Origin of the sequence: Pseudomonas sp. UBA6315 (genome assembly GCF_002438125.1) — a bacterium.
GTDB classification, from domain to species: Bacteria; Pseudomonadota; Gammaproteobacteria; order Pseudomonadales; family Pseudomonadaceae; genus Aquipseudomonas; species Aquipseudomonas faucium.
Genome location: NZ_DJTF01000120.1, coordinates 1 through 16029 on the forward strand (window position 1 = coordinate 1; position 16029 = coordinate 16029).

Annotated in this window: 16 protein-coding genes; 6 read left to right on the forward strand and 10 right to left on the reverse strand. The window is 65.8% G+C overall.

From position 1 onward, the window contains the following. Window positions 1-135: 135 nt before the first annotated feature. The 3 genes from B3E94_RS14420 to B3E94_RS14430 form a co-directional block, all read right to left on the reverse strand. On the reverse strand, window positions 136-1113 hold the full coding sequence (locus tag B3E94_RS14420; RefSeq protein WP_176517676.1) for a L,D-transpeptidase family protein: 978 nt from the start codon (window positions 1111-1113) through the stop codon (window positions 136-138). Between the two features lie 106 nt (window positions 1114-1219). After that, the gene (locus B3E94_RS14425) at window positions 1220-1501 is read right to left on the reverse strand and encodes a hypothetical protein (protein ID WP_176517677.1); all 282 of its coding nucleotides are present in this window, start codon (window positions 1499-1501) and stop codon (window positions 1220-1222) included. A 58-nt stretch (window positions 1502-1559) separates the two neighbouring features. Next, window positions 1560-2165, reverse strand: a complete 606-nt coding sequence (locus tag B3E94_RS14430) for an arylesterase (protein ID WP_286914029.1) — start codon at window positions 2163-2165, stop codon at window positions 1560-1562. A 10-nt stretch (window positions 2166-2175) separates the two neighbouring features. On the opposite strand from B3E94_RS14430, the gene B3E94_RS14435 reads away from it, so the two are divergent. Next, entirely contained in the window at window positions 2176-2859 is a 684-nt protein-coding gene (locus B3E94_RS14435; protein ID WP_176517679.1) for an ABC transporter ATP-binding protein, read from the forward strand. Further along, complete coding sequence (locus B3E94_RS14440; RefSeq protein ID WP_286914030.1) at window positions 2859-5366, forward strand: ABC transporter permease; 2508 nt, start codon at window positions 2859-2861, stop codon at window positions 5364-5366. The genes B3E94_RS14435 and B3E94_RS14440 overlap by 1 nt, the downstream gene beginning before the upstream one ends. Window positions 5367-5388: 22 nt before the next feature. Here B3E94_RS14440 and greB read toward each other — a convergent pair whose 3' ends face one another. The 3 genes from greB to B3E94_RS14455 form a co-directional block, all read right to left on the reverse strand. After that, window positions 5389-5862 carry a transcription elongation factor GreB gene (gene greB / locus B3E94_RS14445; protein ID WP_176518410.1) on the reverse strand — a complete coding sequence of 158 codons (474 nt, stop codon included), beginning with the start codon at window positions 5860-5862 and terminating at the stop codon, window positions 5389-5391. An 11-nt stretch (window positions 5863-5873) separates the two neighbouring features. After that, on the reverse strand, window positions 5874-6182 hold the full coding sequence (locus B3E94_RS14450; RefSeq protein ID WP_236193779.1) for a hypothetical protein: 309 nt from the start codon (window positions 6180-6182) through the stop codon (window positions 5874-5876). 217 nt (window positions 6183-6399) lie between these two features. Beyond that, window positions 6400-7806, reverse strand: coding sequence for a transglycosylase SLT domain-containing protein (locus B3E94_RS14455; RefSeq protein ID WP_286914032.1), 1407 nt, complete (start codon window positions 7804-7806; stop codon window positions 6400-6402). A 153-nt stretch (window positions 7807-7959) separates the two neighbouring features. On the opposite strand from B3E94_RS14455, the gene B3E94_RS14460 reads away from it, so the two are divergent. From B3E94_RS14460 to B3E94_RS14470, 3 genes are all read left to right on the forward strand, one after another. After that, entirely contained in the window at window positions 7960-8757 is a 798-nt protein-coding gene (locus B3E94_RS14460; protein WP_286914033.1) for a TatD family hydrolase, read from the forward strand. 126 nt (window positions 8758-8883) lie between these two features. Continuing rightward, window positions 8884-10362 carry a methyl-accepting chemotaxis protein gene (locus B3E94_RS14465; protein ID WP_286914035.1) on the forward strand — a complete coding sequence of 493 codons (1479 nt, stop codon included), beginning with the start codon at window positions 8884-8886 and terminating at the stop codon, window positions 10360-10362. A 75-nt stretch (window positions 10363-10437) separates the two neighbouring features. Further along, complete coding sequence (locus B3E94_RS14470; RefSeq protein WP_176512090.1) at window positions 10438-10806, forward strand: Mpo1-like protein; 369 nt, start codon at window positions 10438-10440, stop codon at window positions 10804-10806. Between the two features lie 102 nt (window positions 10807-10908). Here the strand turns inward: B3E94_RS14470 and B3E94_RS14475 are convergent, their stop codons facing one another. From B3E94_RS14475 to B3E94_RS14485, 3 genes are all read right to left on the reverse strand, one after another. Beyond that, window positions 10909-11706 carry an acyl-CoA thioesterase gene (locus B3E94_RS14475; protein WP_286914037.1) on the reverse strand — a complete coding sequence of 266 codons (798 nt, stop codon included), beginning with the start codon at window positions 11704-11706 and terminating at the stop codon, window positions 10909-10911. A gap of 77 nt (window positions 11707-11783) precedes the next feature. Next, window positions 11784-12563 (reverse strand): CHAD domain-containing protein, encoded by a 780-nt coding sequence (locus B3E94_RS14480; protein ID WP_286914038.1) that lies wholly within the window; start codon window positions 12561-12563, stop codon window positions 11784-11786. A gap of 14 nt (window positions 12564-12577) precedes the next feature. Continuing rightward, window positions 12578-12856: a hypothetical protein gene (locus B3E94_RS14485; protein ID WP_176512093.1), complete on the reverse strand. Its 279-nt coding sequence runs from the start codon at window positions 12854-12856 to the stop codon at window positions 12578-12580. Between the two features lie 154 nt (window positions 12857-13010). Between B3E94_RS14485 and B3E94_RS14490 the strand changes: the two genes are divergently transcribed. Further along, entirely contained in the window at window positions 13011-14051 is a 1041-nt protein-coding gene (locus B3E94_RS14490; protein WP_236237250.1) for a patatin-like phospholipase family protein, read from the forward strand. A 153-nt stretch (window positions 14052-14204) separates the two neighbouring features. On the opposite strand, the gene B3E94_RS14495 is transcribed toward B3E94_RS14490, so the two are convergent. Then, entirely contained in the window at window positions 14205-16028 is a 1824-nt protein-coding gene (locus B3E94_RS14495; protein WP_286914039.1) for a SurA N-terminal domain-containing protein, read from the reverse strand. Window position 16029: the final 1 nt, after the last annotated feature.

Sequence of the window (16029 nt, forward strand, 5' to 3'; positions counted from 1 at the left end):
GTAATAATCCTCACGGATTGTTGAGAAGCCGACCCACTTGTGGGTCGGCTTTTTTATTGCCTCGGCAAAGGCATCTAACAGATAGCAAAAGGCCTGCCCCGCACGCGTGTCCGGGGCAGGCCTTTGTTTGTGACGTTACTGCAGTTCTGGCGGGATGCTCGAAACCATCGGCGCAGTACCCTGGTTGCTGACCGGCACGGCAATCTCAACCGGCATGCCATCTTCCGCGGCAACCACATCACGCACCATGTCCCAGTTCATGCGCAGGTTGTTGGCCAGGTCTTCACGCTTGAGCAGCGCGTTGATCACCGCCGTGTGCTTGTCGACCACCGACGGGTTGCCATGATCGTCGAGCGGCGTGTGCGCCTCGAGGTAAACCTTGCCACCACTGATGCCGAACTTGTACGGCTCGTTGATGATGCGCACCTGGGTGCCGACCGGCACCATCTTCGACAGTTCGAGCACGTTGTTGTTGAGCATGCGGAAGCAGCCGTGGCTGGTACGCATGCCGATGCCGAACTTCTTGTTCGAACCATGGATCAGGTAACCCGGCACACCCAGGGTGAACTTGAACGGGCCCAGCGGGTTGTCCGGGCCAGCCGGTACCACGGTGGGCAGGATGTCGCCGTCCGCCGCATGCTCGGCACGGATCGACGCCGGCGGCGTCCAGGTCGGGTTCGGGGTCTTGGCGGTGATCTTGGTGCTCGCCACCGGCGAACCCCAGCCCTCGCGGCCGATACCCAGCGGGAAGGTGTAGACCACGTTCTGCCCTTTCGGGTAGTAGTACAGGCGGTATTCGGCCAGGTTGATGACCACGCCTTCACGCGGGCCCGGCGGCAGGATGTAGCGGGTCGGCAGGATGATCTCGGTGCCCGCGCCCGGTAGCCACGGGTCGACGCCCGGGTTGGCCGCGATCATTTCCAGGTAGCCGAGGTCGTTGGCGGTGCCGATGTCGGCGAAGGTGTCCTCGTACTTGGCCTTGATCACCTGTACCTGGCCAACGATGTCTTCACCGGGTGGCGGCAGGGGCAGCTCCAACGCAACGGCGGGGCCTGCTACCAGCAGGGCGGCCAGGGTCAGGCAACGGGTGACGGCGGGAAAGCGCGGCAACATCCGGTAAATCCTTCGAAAGGTGGGTCAAGACCAACGATTGTACACCCGCCCCGATGCAAGCGGGAGGCATCGGCGGCTTACAAGCGTTTCAGATGATGAAAGGCGATCAGAGTTCCGGCCAGATGGGGCGCATGCCGCGCCGCTGGGCGTCGAGAATCGCACGGCACAGGTCGCACAGGCGGCCGTCGCGGTAGATCGAACGCGGCACGCCCGACCAGCGTGGCTGAGCCGGCAGCAGGCCGCCACACAGGGTGCGATCGACCGGCACGCCCAGTTCGAGCTGGCGGGCCACCAGGTGGACGCGGATTTCCTGGCAAGCGAACAGGTCGAGCTGTTCATCGGGCTCGATCAGTTGGTAGGCAAACAGGGACCAGGCAGGGCGCGGCATCGGGGGCTCTCGAAACGGGGGGCGCAACATTAGCCGAAAGCCGGCCCCGTTTAAAGCGTCACAGCAAGGGTTTTATCGCCGGCCAGGCATTTTCCAGCAAGCGCTGCTGGGCCCCTTGCGCCGGGTGGATGCCATCGGCCTGCATCAGCTCCGGCACACCGCCCACGCCCTCGAGGAAAAACGGCACCAGCGGCACCTTCTTTTCCGTTGCCAGCTGTTCATACACGTTGGCAAACGCCGTGGTGTAGCGCACCCCGTAGTTGGGTGGCAGGCGCATGCCCAACAGCAGCACCTTGGCCCCCGCCGCGCGGGAACGCTCGATCATCGAGGCAAGATTTTGTTGCAATTGCTCTGGCGGCTGCCCGCGCAGGCCATCGTTGCCGCCCAGCTCCAGCACCACCAGGCTCGGCTTGTGCGCTGCAAGCAGCGCTGGCAGGCGCGCCTGGCCACCGGCACTGGTGTCGCCACTGATCGAGGCGTTGACCACCTGGTCGTCGAAACCTTCGTCCTTGAGCCGGGTCTGCAACAGAGAGACCCAACCCTGACGGGTATCCAGGCCAAAACCGGCGCTGATACTATCGCCGACTACCAGCAGTGTTCCCGCCACCGCGTTCTGGGCCAGGCAACACAGGGCCAGACCGGCACTCAACCACCACACTCGCATTGGATTCTCCATGGGCCCCAGCATTCTCGTTGCGCAGCACCTTAGCAAAGTGGTCCCCAGCGCGGAAGGCGACCTGACCATCCTTCACGCCCTCTCCCTCGACCTGGCCCAGGGCGACAGCCTGGCCATCGTCGGCGCCTCGGGCTCGGGCAAGTCGACCCTGCTGGGGCTGCTCGCAGGCCTCGACCGCCCCAGCGCCGGCAAGGTGATCCTCGCCGGCCACGACCTCGGCCCGCTGGACGAGGACCAGCGCGCCCGGGTGCGCGCCGAGCATGTCGGCTTCGTGTTCCAGTCGTTCCAGCTGCTCGACAGCCTCAATGCCCTGGAGAACGTCATGCTGCCCCTGGAGCTGGACGGCCGCCGCGATGCTCGCGAGCATGCCCGCACCTTGCTCGAGCGCGTGGGCCTGGGCAAACGCCTGACGCACACCCCGCGCCAGCTGTCCGGCGGTGAGCAGCAACGGGTGGCGATCGCCCGCGCATTCGCCGCGCAACCTGCCGTCTTGTTCGCCGACGAACCCACCGGCAACCTCGACAGCCACACCGGCGAGCGCATCAGCGACCTGCTGTTCGAGCTGAACAAGGAGCACGGCACCACCCTGGTGCTGGTGACCCACGACGAACGCCTGGCCCGCCGCTGCCGGCGCCAGATCCGCCTGGATGCGGGCCGCCTGGTGGCGCCGGTGGAGGCCTGATGAAACACATGCCGCTGCCCCGCCTTTGTTGCCTGGCCCTGCGCCAGTTGCTGCGCGACATCCGTGCCAGCGAAGTACGGGTATTGTTCTTCGCCCTGCTGGTGGCCGTTGCCGCCAGCACCGCCATCGGCTATTTCGGCGCCCGCCTCAATGGCGCCATGCAACTGCGCGCCAGTGAGTTTCTGGGCGCTGACCTGGTGCTGCAAGGCAGCGCACCGGCCCGCGCCGAACAGATCGAAGCCGGCACCGCGCTGGGGCTGCGCCATGCCCAGGTGGTGGAGTTCACCAGCGTGGTGGGTGGCGATGCCGGCATACAGCTGTCGAGCATCAAGGCCGCCGATGGCGCCTACCCGTTGCGCGGGCAGGTTCGCAGCGCCGCCGCGCCCTATGCCGAGGAAACCCCCGGCGGCGGCCCGGCGCCAGGCGAGGCCTGGGTCGAGCCACGCCTGCTGGCGGCCCTGGGGCTGAAAGTGGGCGACAGCATCGATGTCGGCATGAAGACCCTGCGCATGAGCCGCGTGCTGACCTACGAGCCGGACCGCGCCAACAACTTCTACAGCCTGACCCCACGGGTGATGATGAACCTTGCCGACCTGCAGGCGACCGGGGTCATCCAGCCCGGCAGCCGGGTCAGCTACCGCGACCTGTGGCGCGGCGACAGCGAGGCCCTGGCGCAATACCGCCAGGCACTGACCAAGAACCTTGCCGCCAGCCAGCGCCTGCTCGACACCCGTGACGGCAACCGCCAGATCGGCGGGGCACTGGGCAAGGCCGAGCGCTACCTGAACATGGCCAGCCTGGTGGCGGTGCTGCTGGCCGGTGTTGCCGTGGCCTTGTCGGCCAGCCGCTACGCCGCGCGGCGCCTGGATGCCAGTGCATTGCTGCGCTGCCTGGGCCTCTCGCGCCATCAGGCACTGGGGCTGTATTGCCTGCAACTGGCCATGCTCGGCCTGGCCGCCGCACTGGCGGGCGCCGTGCTCGGCTGGCTGGCGCAACTGGGCCTGTTCCGCCTGCTCCAGGGCCTGCTGCCCAATGAAGTGCCGCCCGCCGGCATCGTCCCGGCGTTGGCCGGCATCGCCACCGGCCTGGTCGCCCTCGCCGGCTTCGCCCTGCCGCCGATCGCCGCGTTGGGCCAGGTGCCGCCGCTGCGGGTGCTGCGCCGCGACTTGCTGCCGGTGCCGCCAAGCAGTTGGCTGGTCTATGGCGCCGCGTTGTTCGCGCTCGGGCTGATCATGTGGCGCCTGAGCCTCGACCTGCTGCTGACCTTCGCCCTGCTCGGCGGCGGCCTGCTCGCCGCCCTGTTGCTGGGCGGCCTGCTCCTGCTCGGCCTGCGTAGCCTGCGTCGGCTGCTGGCAGGCGCGCCGCTGACCTGGCGCCTGGGCCTCGGCCAACTGCTGCGCCACCCCATGGCGGCGGCCGGCCAGGCCCTGGCCTTCGGCCTGATTCTGCTGGCCATGGCGCTGGTGGCGCTGTTGCGCGCCGAGCTGCTCGACACCTGGCAGGCGCAGTTGCCCAAGGACGCTCCCAACCATTTCGCCCTGAACATCCTGCCCGACGACCGCCAGGCCTTTGCCCAGCGCCTGCATGAAGTGAATGCGGCCTCGGCGCCGCTGTACCCGGTGACGCCTGGCAGGCTTACCCAGATCAACGACCAGCCGGTACAGCAACTGGTCAGCAAGGACTCGGCCGGCGAACGCGCCGTGCAACGCGACTTGAGCCTCACCTGGGCGGCCGACCTGCCCGCCGGCAATGCCCTGACGTCGGGCCAATGGTGGCAAGCGCTGCCCTCGGGTGATGACATCCCAGGCGTATCGGTGGAAGCCGAGCTGGCCACCAGCCTGAAGCTCGAACTGGGTGACCTGCTGACGTTCGACATCGGCGGCGAACAACGCCAGGCGCGGGTCAGCAGCCTGCGCAGCGTGCATTGGGACAGTTTCCAGCCCAACTTCTACATGATCTTCCAGCCCGGCACGCTACAGGGCCTGCCGACCACCTACCTCACCAGCTTCTACCTGGCACCGGGGCATGACCTGGACGTGGTGGCCCTGTCGCGGGCCTTCCCGGCGGTCACCATCCTGCAGGTCGATGCGCTGTTGGACCAGCTGCGCAGCATCCTCGCCCAAGTCACTCTGGCGGTCGAATACGTGCTGCTGTTCGTGCTGGCAGCGGGGCTGGCCGTGCTGTTCGCCGGGCTGCAGGCGACGCTGGACGAGCGAATCCGCCAGGGCGCCTTGCTGCGCGCCCTCGGCGCGGCGCGGCCGTTGCTGGTGAAGGCCCGGCGTATCGAGTTCGGGCTGCTGGGGGCGGCCAGCGGTGCGCTGGCGGCGGTTGGCTGCGAGCTGATTACCCTGGTGCTGTACCGCTATGCATTCGACCTGCAGTGGAGCCCGCATCCTTGGCTGCTGGTGCTGCCGCTGGTCGGGGCGCTGCTGGTGGGTGGGGCTGGGGTGCTGGGGACGCGGCGAGCATTGAATGCCAGCCCGTTGACGGTGCTACGAGAAGGATGAGGCCCGGGCGAGCAGCATCACTTCATTGCCCGTAGCTGATGCTGTTCACGTACCAGGTCGCTTCGCCGGTCGGCGTATGCACCAGCACCTCGTCGCCCTCCTCTTTCTTGAGCAGGGCGCGGGCCATGGGCGAATCGATCGAGATGTAGTCGTTGCGCCCGTAGATTTCGTCATAACCGACGATGCGAAACTTCTTGGTTTCGCCCTCGTCATTCTCGATCTCGACCCAGGCACCGAAGAACACCCTGCCCTCCTGCTGCGGCGAGTAGGCCACCACCTTGACGTCCTCCAGGCGCTTGCGCAGGTAACGCACGCGCCGGTCGATTTCGCGCAACAGCTTCTTGTTGTACTGGTAGTCGGCATTCTCGCTGCGATCACCCAACGAGGCCGCCCAGGCAACCTTCTGGGTAATTTCCGGGCGATACACCCGCCACAGATGGTCCAGCTCCTTCTTCAGGGCCTCGTGACCTTCCGTGGTGATGATGTTGGTACTCAACAGCGCGCTCCTCAGCGTCGGGTAATCAGGCCCTGGCGAGCGATGCGGGTGAGGTGGCCGATCACTTCGGCGGCGTCCTGCGCGGTGGGCGCCTGGATCACGGCCAGGTCGAAACGGTCGTTGCCGAACTGCTCCAGGTGGCAGGCGGTTTCGGCGAACTGGATCAGGAATGCACGGGCCTGGCCCTTGCGCCGGGAAAGGCCTTCAAGGTGCCGCAAAAGGGTGGGCTGATGTTGGCCGCCGAGCAGAATGCGCGGTGTGCGGGATGCCTGGGGGGCAGGCAATGGGCTCAGACAGACACTGGTACGTGGGCAACTCATGGAGTTTTTCTCCGCCTCGCGAATCCCGCTGGGCAGCGGTGGGAGGCGTCACCGAACCAGCGCTTTAGCGGTATTTCGGATGACCCGGTGCCGGGGCGGTCCTGCGCCCCGCAAGTAGCTGTTTAAATCGGCGCAGGCGGTATCCTAGAGCCTCGAGCGGCAAGCTGCAAGTAGACCTTGATCGCAGCCTGCCTAGCCGGGTGCCGATGGGGCGAGATCAGCGCTTGGCCACACGTTCGAGCAGCGCCCGTTCGCGGTTGAACGCCAGGAAGTACTTGTTCACGCTGTTGACGAAATTGACCGGCCCCATGCCTACCTGCTCCATGGCCACCCGCTCGGTCTGGAAGAACCACTGATTGCCATTGAGGCCCCGCTTGCGCGCCTCCACGCGCATGGCCTGGACCCGCTCCGGCCCCAGGTTGTAGGCCGCCAGCACAAAGGCCATGCGCTCGCGCTCGTTGATCTTCGGGCTGGCGAAGAACTTGCGCCGGATCAGCGCCAAATAGCGCGCGCTGGCCTGGACATTGCCATCGACCGTGCCGGTATTGCTGACCCCGACCCGCTGCGCCGCCGACGGCGTGATCTGCATCAGGCCATGCGCCCCGCCGCTGCCGCGGGCCTGGGTATCGAGAGTGGACTCCTTGAAGGCCAGTGCGGCAAGGTTCAGCCAATCGATCTGCTGCGCCTGACCATGTTTTTGCAACACCGGGCGCAACGCGGCCAGGCGCTGGCGGTCCTTGCTGGCCAGGGGGTTGTGCACGCGGTACTGGCGCCGGTAGATGCGCTCGAACGCCGCATCCTGGTTCTCGGGGGCCCGGTAGCCCTTCAGGTAGCGGTCGACCGTCGCCAGCAACAGCGTCGCGTCACGCCGCACGTACCAGCGCATGGCTTGCGGCGGGCCAAGCTGCAGCCGGCTGTCCAGGCGCAGGCGCGGCATGACCCGGGCCCAACGCTGGGCGATCGGGCGCTCGACGATGGTCAAGTTGTAGATACCGGCCTGGACCATCTCCAGCACATCCTCCACCGCCAGGGTCGAATCGACCCATTCGACCTTGATCGGCGGCCGCTTGCGCAATGCCAGCTGCTGGTTGAGCTGCTGGATCAGCGCGCCGGCAGCACTGGCGCTGGTCAGCGCCACGGTGCGCCCGGACAACTGCTCGACGCGGGTGAAACTGCGCTCACCCTTGCGCCCGACCAGCCACAGCGGCACCTGGTCCAGCACCGGCGCGCTGCCCTCCACCGCCCCTACCCCGGCCGGGTCGAGCAGCTCACCCGGCGCGGCCAGGTCGCCTTCGCCACGCTGCAACGCACTCAGTAGTTGCTCCTTGGCCCGCGGGATGATTTCCAGGCGGATCTGCTGGCCATCGCTGGCACGGGCGTTGAGGTAATGCTCGAGCCCGCGCAGGCGGTAGTATTCGATGCCCACCGGTTCGCCCTTGACCTCGCCGGAGCTGTTGCGGCTCTGGTTGACCAGCACGCGCAGCACCTTGCTGCTGCGAATCTGCTCCAGGTCGCGCACCTTGCTCGCCGGCACATGCTGCTGGGGCCCAGGCAGGCGTGCGTAGGCCGGGCCGACAGCGGTCAGCCCCAGCATCAGCAGCAGGGTCAGCAAGGTTCGCAGCATGGGGGAACGTGTCCGAGGTCGGTGGGCGTTATCCATAGGTTGCGTTCGTGATAAATGACGGTAAAAGACCACGGCAACAGCCTGAAGTTCTTGGTTTTTTCCGAATATCGCGCTTTTTGCTATGCTGGCCGCCCCGCGGCACGAGGTAGCACCATGCAACTGATCGATATCGGCGTCAACCTGACCAACAGCAGTTTCCACGACCAGCAGGCGGCCATCGTCGAGCGCGCCATCGAGGCCGGCGTGGTGCAGATGATCCTCACCGGCACGAGCCTTGCGGTCAGTGAACAGGCGCTGGAGCTGTGCCAGCAGCTCGATGGCGACGGCCAGCACCTGTTCGCAACTGCCGGCGTACACCCCCACGATGCCAAATCCTGGGATGCCGACAGCGAGCGGCAACTGCGCCAACTGCTCGCTGAGGCACGGGTGCGCGCCGTGGGCGAATGCGGGCTGGACTTCAACCGCGACTTCTCCCCTCGCCCCCTCCAGGAAAAGGCCCTGCAGGCCCAACTGGCGCTGGCGGCCGAGCTGCGCCTGCCGGTGTTTCTGCACGAGCGCGACGCCAGCGAACGGCTGCTGGCCATCTTGAAGGACTATCGTGACCATTTGCCGGCAGCCGTGGTGCATTGCTTTACCGGCGAGCGCCAAGCGCTGTTCGCCTACCTGGACATGGACCTGCACATCGGCATCACCGGCTGGATCTGCGATGAACGCCGCGGCACGCACCTGCACCCGCTGGTGGGCAACATCCCACAAGGGCGCCTGATGCTGGAGAGCGATGCGCCCTACCTGCTGCCCCGTAGCCTGCGGCCGAAACCGAAGAACGGGCGCAACGAGCCGGCGTTCCTGCCCGAGGTGCTGCGCGAAGTGGCGCTGCACCGGGGCGAAAGCATTGAAGCCACAGCCGCGCATACCACGGCCACAGCCCAGGCATTCTTCCAGCTCGCTTGAGCGCGGGCATGATCGCACCCCGGCAAAAGCATTTGTTGATGCACATCAACGCTTGCCTGGCGAGAGCGGGCACAATGATGGCACCTTGCCAATATTGTTTCCGCTCAACTCAGAGAAGACCTACCCATGGGTGCCTGGCTTAGCAATATTTCCCTGAAGTACAAATTCTGGGCCGTCAACGCAGTGGCCTTTGTCACCACCTTGCTGCTGGTGCTGTATGCCGTGCACCTGGAGCAGCGCGCCCGCGCCGACGCGGCGCAGGCTCAGGCGCAGGCCCAGGCCGAGCTGCTGTCGGCCTGGCCCGCCGGGCAACCCTTGCCCCAACAGGCCAACGTGATCGCCTGGCCAGCCGAGCAGGCCCCAAGCGTTGCCGGCGAACCGCTGGAAGCGTTGCGCAACGCCCAGGGCTGGGTGGCATTGCCCGCCGCCTGGATCCTTGGCGACAACCCGCTGCGCGGCGCCCAGGTACTGCGCCACGGCGAACAGCAGGTGGCCGTGCTGGCCCAGTCGCCGAGCCTGCGCCAGGTGTTCTTCGACCGCTTCAGCAACTATGCCGTGTGCGTGCTGATCCTCATGCTGGCCATGCTCTGCGCCTCGCAGTTGCTGATCCGCTTCCTGCTGAGCCAGCTCAACACGCTCAAGGATGTGATGCTGCACGTGGAAAAGACCGGCGACCTGTCTGCCCGCGTGCCACTGGCCAGCGGCGACGAAGTTGGCCAGATGGCCGGTGCCTTCAATGCCATGCAGCAGACCTACCACCGGGTGGTGGGCACCGTGGCGCGCACCGCCGGGCAACTGGATGCCGGCGCTGCGCGCCTGGCCGCGAGCATGAACGACGTGCGCCACGGCATGCTTGGCCAGCAGTGCGAAACCGACCAGGCCGCCACCGCTATCAACGAGATGTCGGCCACTGTGCACCATATCGCCCAGCATGCCGGCGCCACCCGCGACCTGTCGCAGACCGCCGATGACCTGGCCGGCAGCGGCAAGGACGTGGTCGACCGGGTGCAGGACTCGATTGCCGGGCTGTCCAGCGGCGTGCAGCAGACTGCCGAGATGATTCGCCAGCTGGCCGAAGACAGCCAGAAGATCAACGGCGTGGTCGGGGTGATCCACAGCATCGCCGAGCAGACCAACCTGCTGGCCCTGAATGCCGCCATCGAAGCGGCCCGCGCCGGCGACCTGGGCCGTGGCTTTGCCGTGGTGGCCGATGAGGTGCGCAACCTGGCCAAGCGCGTGCAAACCTCCACCGACGAAATCACCCACATGGTCGCCGACCTGCAGGCCGGCACCCGCGATGCAGTGGAGTTCATGCAGGAAAGCTCGTACAAGGCCGACGACTGCGTGCGCCAAGCCCAGGAGGCCGGCGCGGCGCTGGCCGAGATCACCGGTGCCGTGGCGCAGATGCGTGAGAGCAACACGCAGATTGCCGTGGCCGCCGAGCAGCAGAGCCAGGTGGCCGAAGAAATGAACCGCGCGGTGGTGAGCATTCGCGACGTCACCGAACAGACCGTGCAGCAGACCGTCGGCTCGGCCACCACCAGCAACGAGCTGGCCGCCTTGGCGGGTGAGCTGAGCAAGGCCATTGGCCAACTGAAGCTATAACCACCATAGCCAGCCTCGATTGGCTGGCTGTCCAGCGCAGCACTAAGCTTTGGGCATGACCGCGAGGAAATGCCCATGAACAAACGACTGCCCAATTTGCCCGCCTGGCAATGGCGCGGCTATCACCACAATCACCGCCACCCGACCAACCTGGTGCTGCACCTGATTGCGGTGCCGCTGTTCATTCTCGGCGCCTTGCTGGTGTTGTCCGGCCTGTTCGCCCTGGACCTGGGGCAGATCGCCGTCGGCGTCATCGCCTTGCTCGCCGGCCTGGGCATGCAGCGTCAGGGCCACCGCCTGGAGGCGCAGCAGCCGGAGCCGTTTGCCGACCGCAAGGATGCCATGCAGCGGCTGCTGACCGAGCAGTTCATCACCTTTCCGCGCTTCGTGCTCAGCGGCGCCTGGTTGAAAGCCTGGCGCGAACGGCACAAGCATCGGCATTGAAACCGATCGCCGGCAAGCCGGCTCCCACAGAGCTACCTTCAGGCCTGAGCTTGTGCTGTACCTGTGGGAGCCGGCTTGCCGGCGATGATGCCACCTCGCACATCAGGCAAACACGGTAACCGTCTGCCGGCTCAATGCCAGCAACTCCCCTTGCGCAGTCCACAACGTCGCCGCAGCATGCCCGTAACCTTCCCGGGCATGCTCGGTCTCCACGCAATAGCGGCACCAGTCCAGGGTCGACAACGCTGCGACCGGCTGAATGAACTCGATGGTCCAGGTCAGCGTGCTACCTGCGGCAGGCTGCTTGAGAAACGGCATCAGGCTCGGCGGCCAGGCGTCCACCAAGGCCAGCAGATGAGCCTCGTTGACCTGCTCTTCGGCCACATCGCGCAAGCGCACCCAACCGCCCATCTGCCTGGACTGATTGCCGCTGAAGGGCAACCCGCCAATGGCCCAGCGCAAGGCGACATGGCGCATGAACTCTGGCGTCACACCCTTGATGTAGGGTAGCTCCGGCGCAGCCTGATCCAGCGGTTTCATCGCCGGCGCCGGCAATGCGGGCACCTCCACCACCGAAGGTCGCCCCGCGCCGAAATTGCCCTGCACCAGGGTCACCACCTGCCCGCCCTGAACTGCACGGCCGAGCAAGGTGCTGACCGCCTTGCCTTCGCGCAGCACCTCGACTTCGAAGTGGGTCGGCACGTCTGGCCCCGCCGGCGCAACGAAGCTGATCGCCAGGGAGCGCACGGGGCGGTTGTCGGAGAGTTTCTGGCGCATGGCCTGGAACACCATCGCGGCCATCAGGCCACCGAAGGCAGCGCGGCCCTGGGCCCAGGTCGCCGGAATGCAGACCCCGTCGGGGCTCGCCTGCACGGCGTCGAGCAATTGGTTGAAATTCATGGGCCGGCTCCTGCAGGCGGCAATGGATGTTCGCCCATACTAGCCAGCCATGCCTGCGGGATCAGCCCGCATATCGGTCATTTGCCGGGCTTGCGCCGCTTGAGTGCGGCCTGCAAGGCCTGCAGCGTGGCATCCGACTTGCGCTCGGCCTCGTGCAGCTCCTGCTCCCAATCAGCCTTGCACGGCGCCAGGTCGGCATGCTCGCCGGCCTGCAGCAGCCATTGCAGGCGGTCATGCCAGCTGCCCAGGTCGCCCTGCGCCTTCTTCAGCAAGCCCTGCAGCTTGCTCCCCGCGTGGTCGAGTTGCGGATAGGCCTGGTCGCCGTAGCGCACGCGCTTGATCAGCAAGCGCAAGCGATGACGGTCGTGGGCGGGGTCCTGCAAGGCTTCATCGAGCTTGCGCCACTGCTTGACCAGGCACTTGTCGACGCGCTTGCCCAACGACTTGGCCAAGCCCTCGCGCCCGGCGGCGCGCAGAAACAGCGGAAAAGCATCGAGGATGCCCAGTACCCGGCCCAGTTGAAGGCTTTTGGCCACGCCGGCAAAGGTTGCGGCGCGCCCTTGCAGGCGCCGCTGCCCCGGCTCGAGCAAACCGCGCGCAATCAGCTCGCCGGCAAGCACCTCGCGATCGCGCAAGGGTGTGGTCAGGGTGCCGAGTGCCTTCGCCGCCGCCTCGAGCTGCTCGACGCCTGGCAACCCGCGCAGCGGACGCAGCAAGCTGCGCAGGCGCCGCACGCCGATGCGCAGGTCGTGCAGTGCCTCGCTGTCGGTATCGGCAGCCAGGCGCTCGCGACAGGCCAGCAGGCGCACCTGCAAGGCCAGGACCTGGGCAACCACATGATCGAGCATGGCGGACATACGACGCTCCTCGGTCAGCGCCCGGCGCGCGACTCACGAATGTAGAAACGCGCCTTCTCGGCTTTGTTCGTGCAACCTTCGAAACCTTCGAACTGCTGCTGGGTCTTGGCCCCGGTCAGCAGCGACAACGCCTTGGAATAACTGACGGTACCGGCAAAGCCCTCGGCCTTGGCCAGGTCGAGCTCCTTCCAGGCGGCATCCAGCTGCGTCGCGCAGCTATCGCGGTAGGCCGTCTTGCCCGCACAGCCAGCCAGGGCCAGGGCAATCAGAGGAAGGGAAATCCAGGCTTTCATCAGGGGTACCTCAATGGTTGGAGTAAAGTGGCTGTTCGACGCTCGGGCACCCGAAAAGTGCCGCTTCCGGCAGGCATTGCCTAGAGTCTACATTGAAGCACAGGCAACGCTCGGTGCATTGTAGGACCATGGTTGCACAGCCTAAGGATCGATCATGAGCAAACGTGTAGCACTGGTGTTGGGGTCAGGTGGGGCTCGGGGTTACGCCCATATCGGCGTGATCGAGGAAATCGAACGGCGCGGCTACGACATTGCCTGTGTCGCCGGCTGCTCGATGGGCGCGGTGATCGGCGGCATCTATGCCGCGGGCAAGCTCGAGGAGTATCGCAACTGGATCGAGAGCCTGGACTACCTGGATGTGCTGCGCCTGGTCGACGTGAGCTTTCGCCTGGGCGCGATTCGCGGCGACAAGGTGTTCGGCCAGATCCGCAAGATCGTCGGCGAGATCAACATCGAGCAACTGCGCATCCCCTACACGGCGGTGGCCACCGACCTGACGCACCAGCAGGAAATCTGGTTCCAGGAAGGCTGCCTGCACCAGGCCATGCGTGCTTCGGCGGCGATTCCCAGCCTGTTCACCCCGGTGATGCAGGGCAACCGCATGCTGGTCGACGGCGGCATCCTCAACCCGCTGCCGATCGTGCCGGTGGTGTCCAGCCACTGCGACCTGATCATTGCGGTGAACCTCAACTCCACCAACCAGAAGCAGTACCAGCTGCCGGTGATCGAACGGCCGGCGGCGTTCAAGATGCGCTTCGATGCGCTGCTCAGCTCGCTCGGCTCGCGCCTGCCGTTCCGGCGCAAGCCCGCCGAGGAGCTGATCCGCATCGAGCAGGAGATCGTCGCCGAGGGCCTGGCGCCGCCAAGCCCGTGGCTGGCCGATGCGGCCGACCCTGAAGCCCAGCAACCGGCGGCGGCGCCGGAGCGCGAGGGGGCGCCGAAATCGGCCACGGGGTCGTTCATCATCGACAACGTCGGGCCGGCTTCGCTGCTGGACCTCATCAACCAGAGCTTCGAGGTGATGCAGACGTCGTTGGCGCAGTACAAGATCGCCGGGTACCCGCCGGACGTGCTGATCAACGTGCCCAAGCGGGTGTGCCGGTTCTTCGAGTTCTACAAGGCGCCGGAGCTGATTGCCCTGGGGCGGGAGATTGCGCGCGATACGCTGGACAACTATGAGGGGGAGAAGCGCTAGGCTTCGTTTGCCTGTGCCGGCCCTTTCGCGGGGCAAGCCCGCTCCCACAAATACCTCATCGGCCTGCAGGGCAATGGGGTACCTGTGGGAGGTACAAGCCACACAAAAAAAACGGGCCGCATCAAGCGGCCCGTTTTTTTACCGAACAGTCACTCAGTAGCGCGTGATGTCCGCAGTGCTTTCCAGCTGCTTGCGGTACGCCGCGAAGTCCTGCTGGCCAGCGCGCGAAGCGAGGTAGCGGCGAATCTGCTGCTTCTCTTCATCGCTGGCGGCCGCGCCTTCGTTGACGCCCTTGAGCTGCAGCACAACCAGGCTGCCATCGGCCAGGACCACGCTGCCGTATTCGGGCTTGTCCTTGGCTTGCGGCTTGGCCAGGCGGAACAGCGCCTGCAGCTCGGCGGGGTCGATACCGTCCTGGCCGCGGGTAACGGCTTCGAAGGCCTTCCAGTTCTGCCCATCGTGGCCAGCGGTGGCGGCGATGGAGCCGTCACGCAGGCCGGCGATCAGCTTGTCTGCCTTGGCCTTGAGTTCGGCAGTCGCCTTTTCCTTGGCCAGGTGCTCGCGGATGTTCTTGGCCACGGCTTCCAGCGGCATCTGCGCAGGCTTGCGGTGTTCCTTGACGCGCAGTACCACGGTGGTTTCCGGATCCAGCTCGATGGCGGTGCTGTTGGCAGCCTCCTCCAGCACTTCTTCGGAGAATGCCGCCTGGATCACGCCACGGTTGGCCGTGATGCCTTCACCACCCTCACGGCCGAACGGCGCCGAGGTGTGCACCTTGAGGTTCAGGTCCTGGGCCGGCTGGGCCAGGTCTGCAGCCTCGTAGGCAGCGTCCTGCAGTTGCTTGCTGGCATCGACATAGCGTTGCTCGACCAGCGGCATCTTCAGGTCATGGGTCAGCTTGTCCTTCAGGCTGGCGAAGCTCGGTACTTCCGGCGCCTGCTTGCCCAGCAGCTTGATCAGGTGGTAGCCGAAGTCGGTGCGCACCGGGGCCGAAACCTGGCCGTCGTTGAGCTTGTACAGGGCCGTTTCGAACGCCGGGTCATATACACCCGGGCCTGCGAAACCAAGGTCACCACCGTTGTTGGCGGAACCTGGGTCCTGGGAGAACTCCTTGGCCAGCTTGGCGAAGTCTTCACCCTTGGCCAGGCGTTGCTCGACCTCTTCGATGCGGGCCTTGGCCTGGGCATCGGTGACCTTGTCGTTGACCTCGATGAGAATGTGCGCGGCATGGCGCTGCTCGGCGAGGTTGGCGATTTCCTTCTCGTACTGGGCCTTGAGCTCTTCGTCAGTGACCTTGACCTGGTCGAAGAACGCCGACTTCTTCAGCTCGATGTAGTCGATGACCACCTGGTCGGGTGTCATGAACTCCTTGGCGTGCTGGTCATAGTGCGCCTTGACCTCTTCGTCGCTGACCTTGACCGCTGCCGGGTCGGCCTTGAAGGTCAGGGAAGCGAAGTCGCGGGTCTGGTTTTCCAGGCGGGCAAAGGCATCGACCTGCTGGTCGGTGACGAAGCTGCTGCCGGCGATGCCGGTGCGCAGCTGGCCAATCAGCATTTCCTCGGCAAGCATGTCGCGGAACTGCATGCGGCCGTATCCCATCTGGCGAATGACCTGGTCGAAGCGGTCGGCGTTGAATTTGCCATCGACCTGGAACTCGGGGGTTTGCAGGATCACTTGATCCAGCTCGGCCTCGGAGAAGGCGAACTTGGCGTCTTCGGCGCCCTGCAACAGCAGCTTGCGCTCGATCAGCCCTTTGAGTGCGGCATCACGCAGCAGCTTCTCGTCCAGCAGTGCCGGGTCGAAATCCTTGCCCAACTGTTGCACGAGCTGGCGGCGCTGCATGTCGGCCGCTTGGCTCAGCTCATTGAGGCTGATGGTGTGCCCGTTCACCTTGGCGGCGTCCTGGCTATGGGTGGTGGCCTTGAAAATGGCATCGAAGCCGGTCAACGCCATCAGCACGACGATGAGGCCGATGATG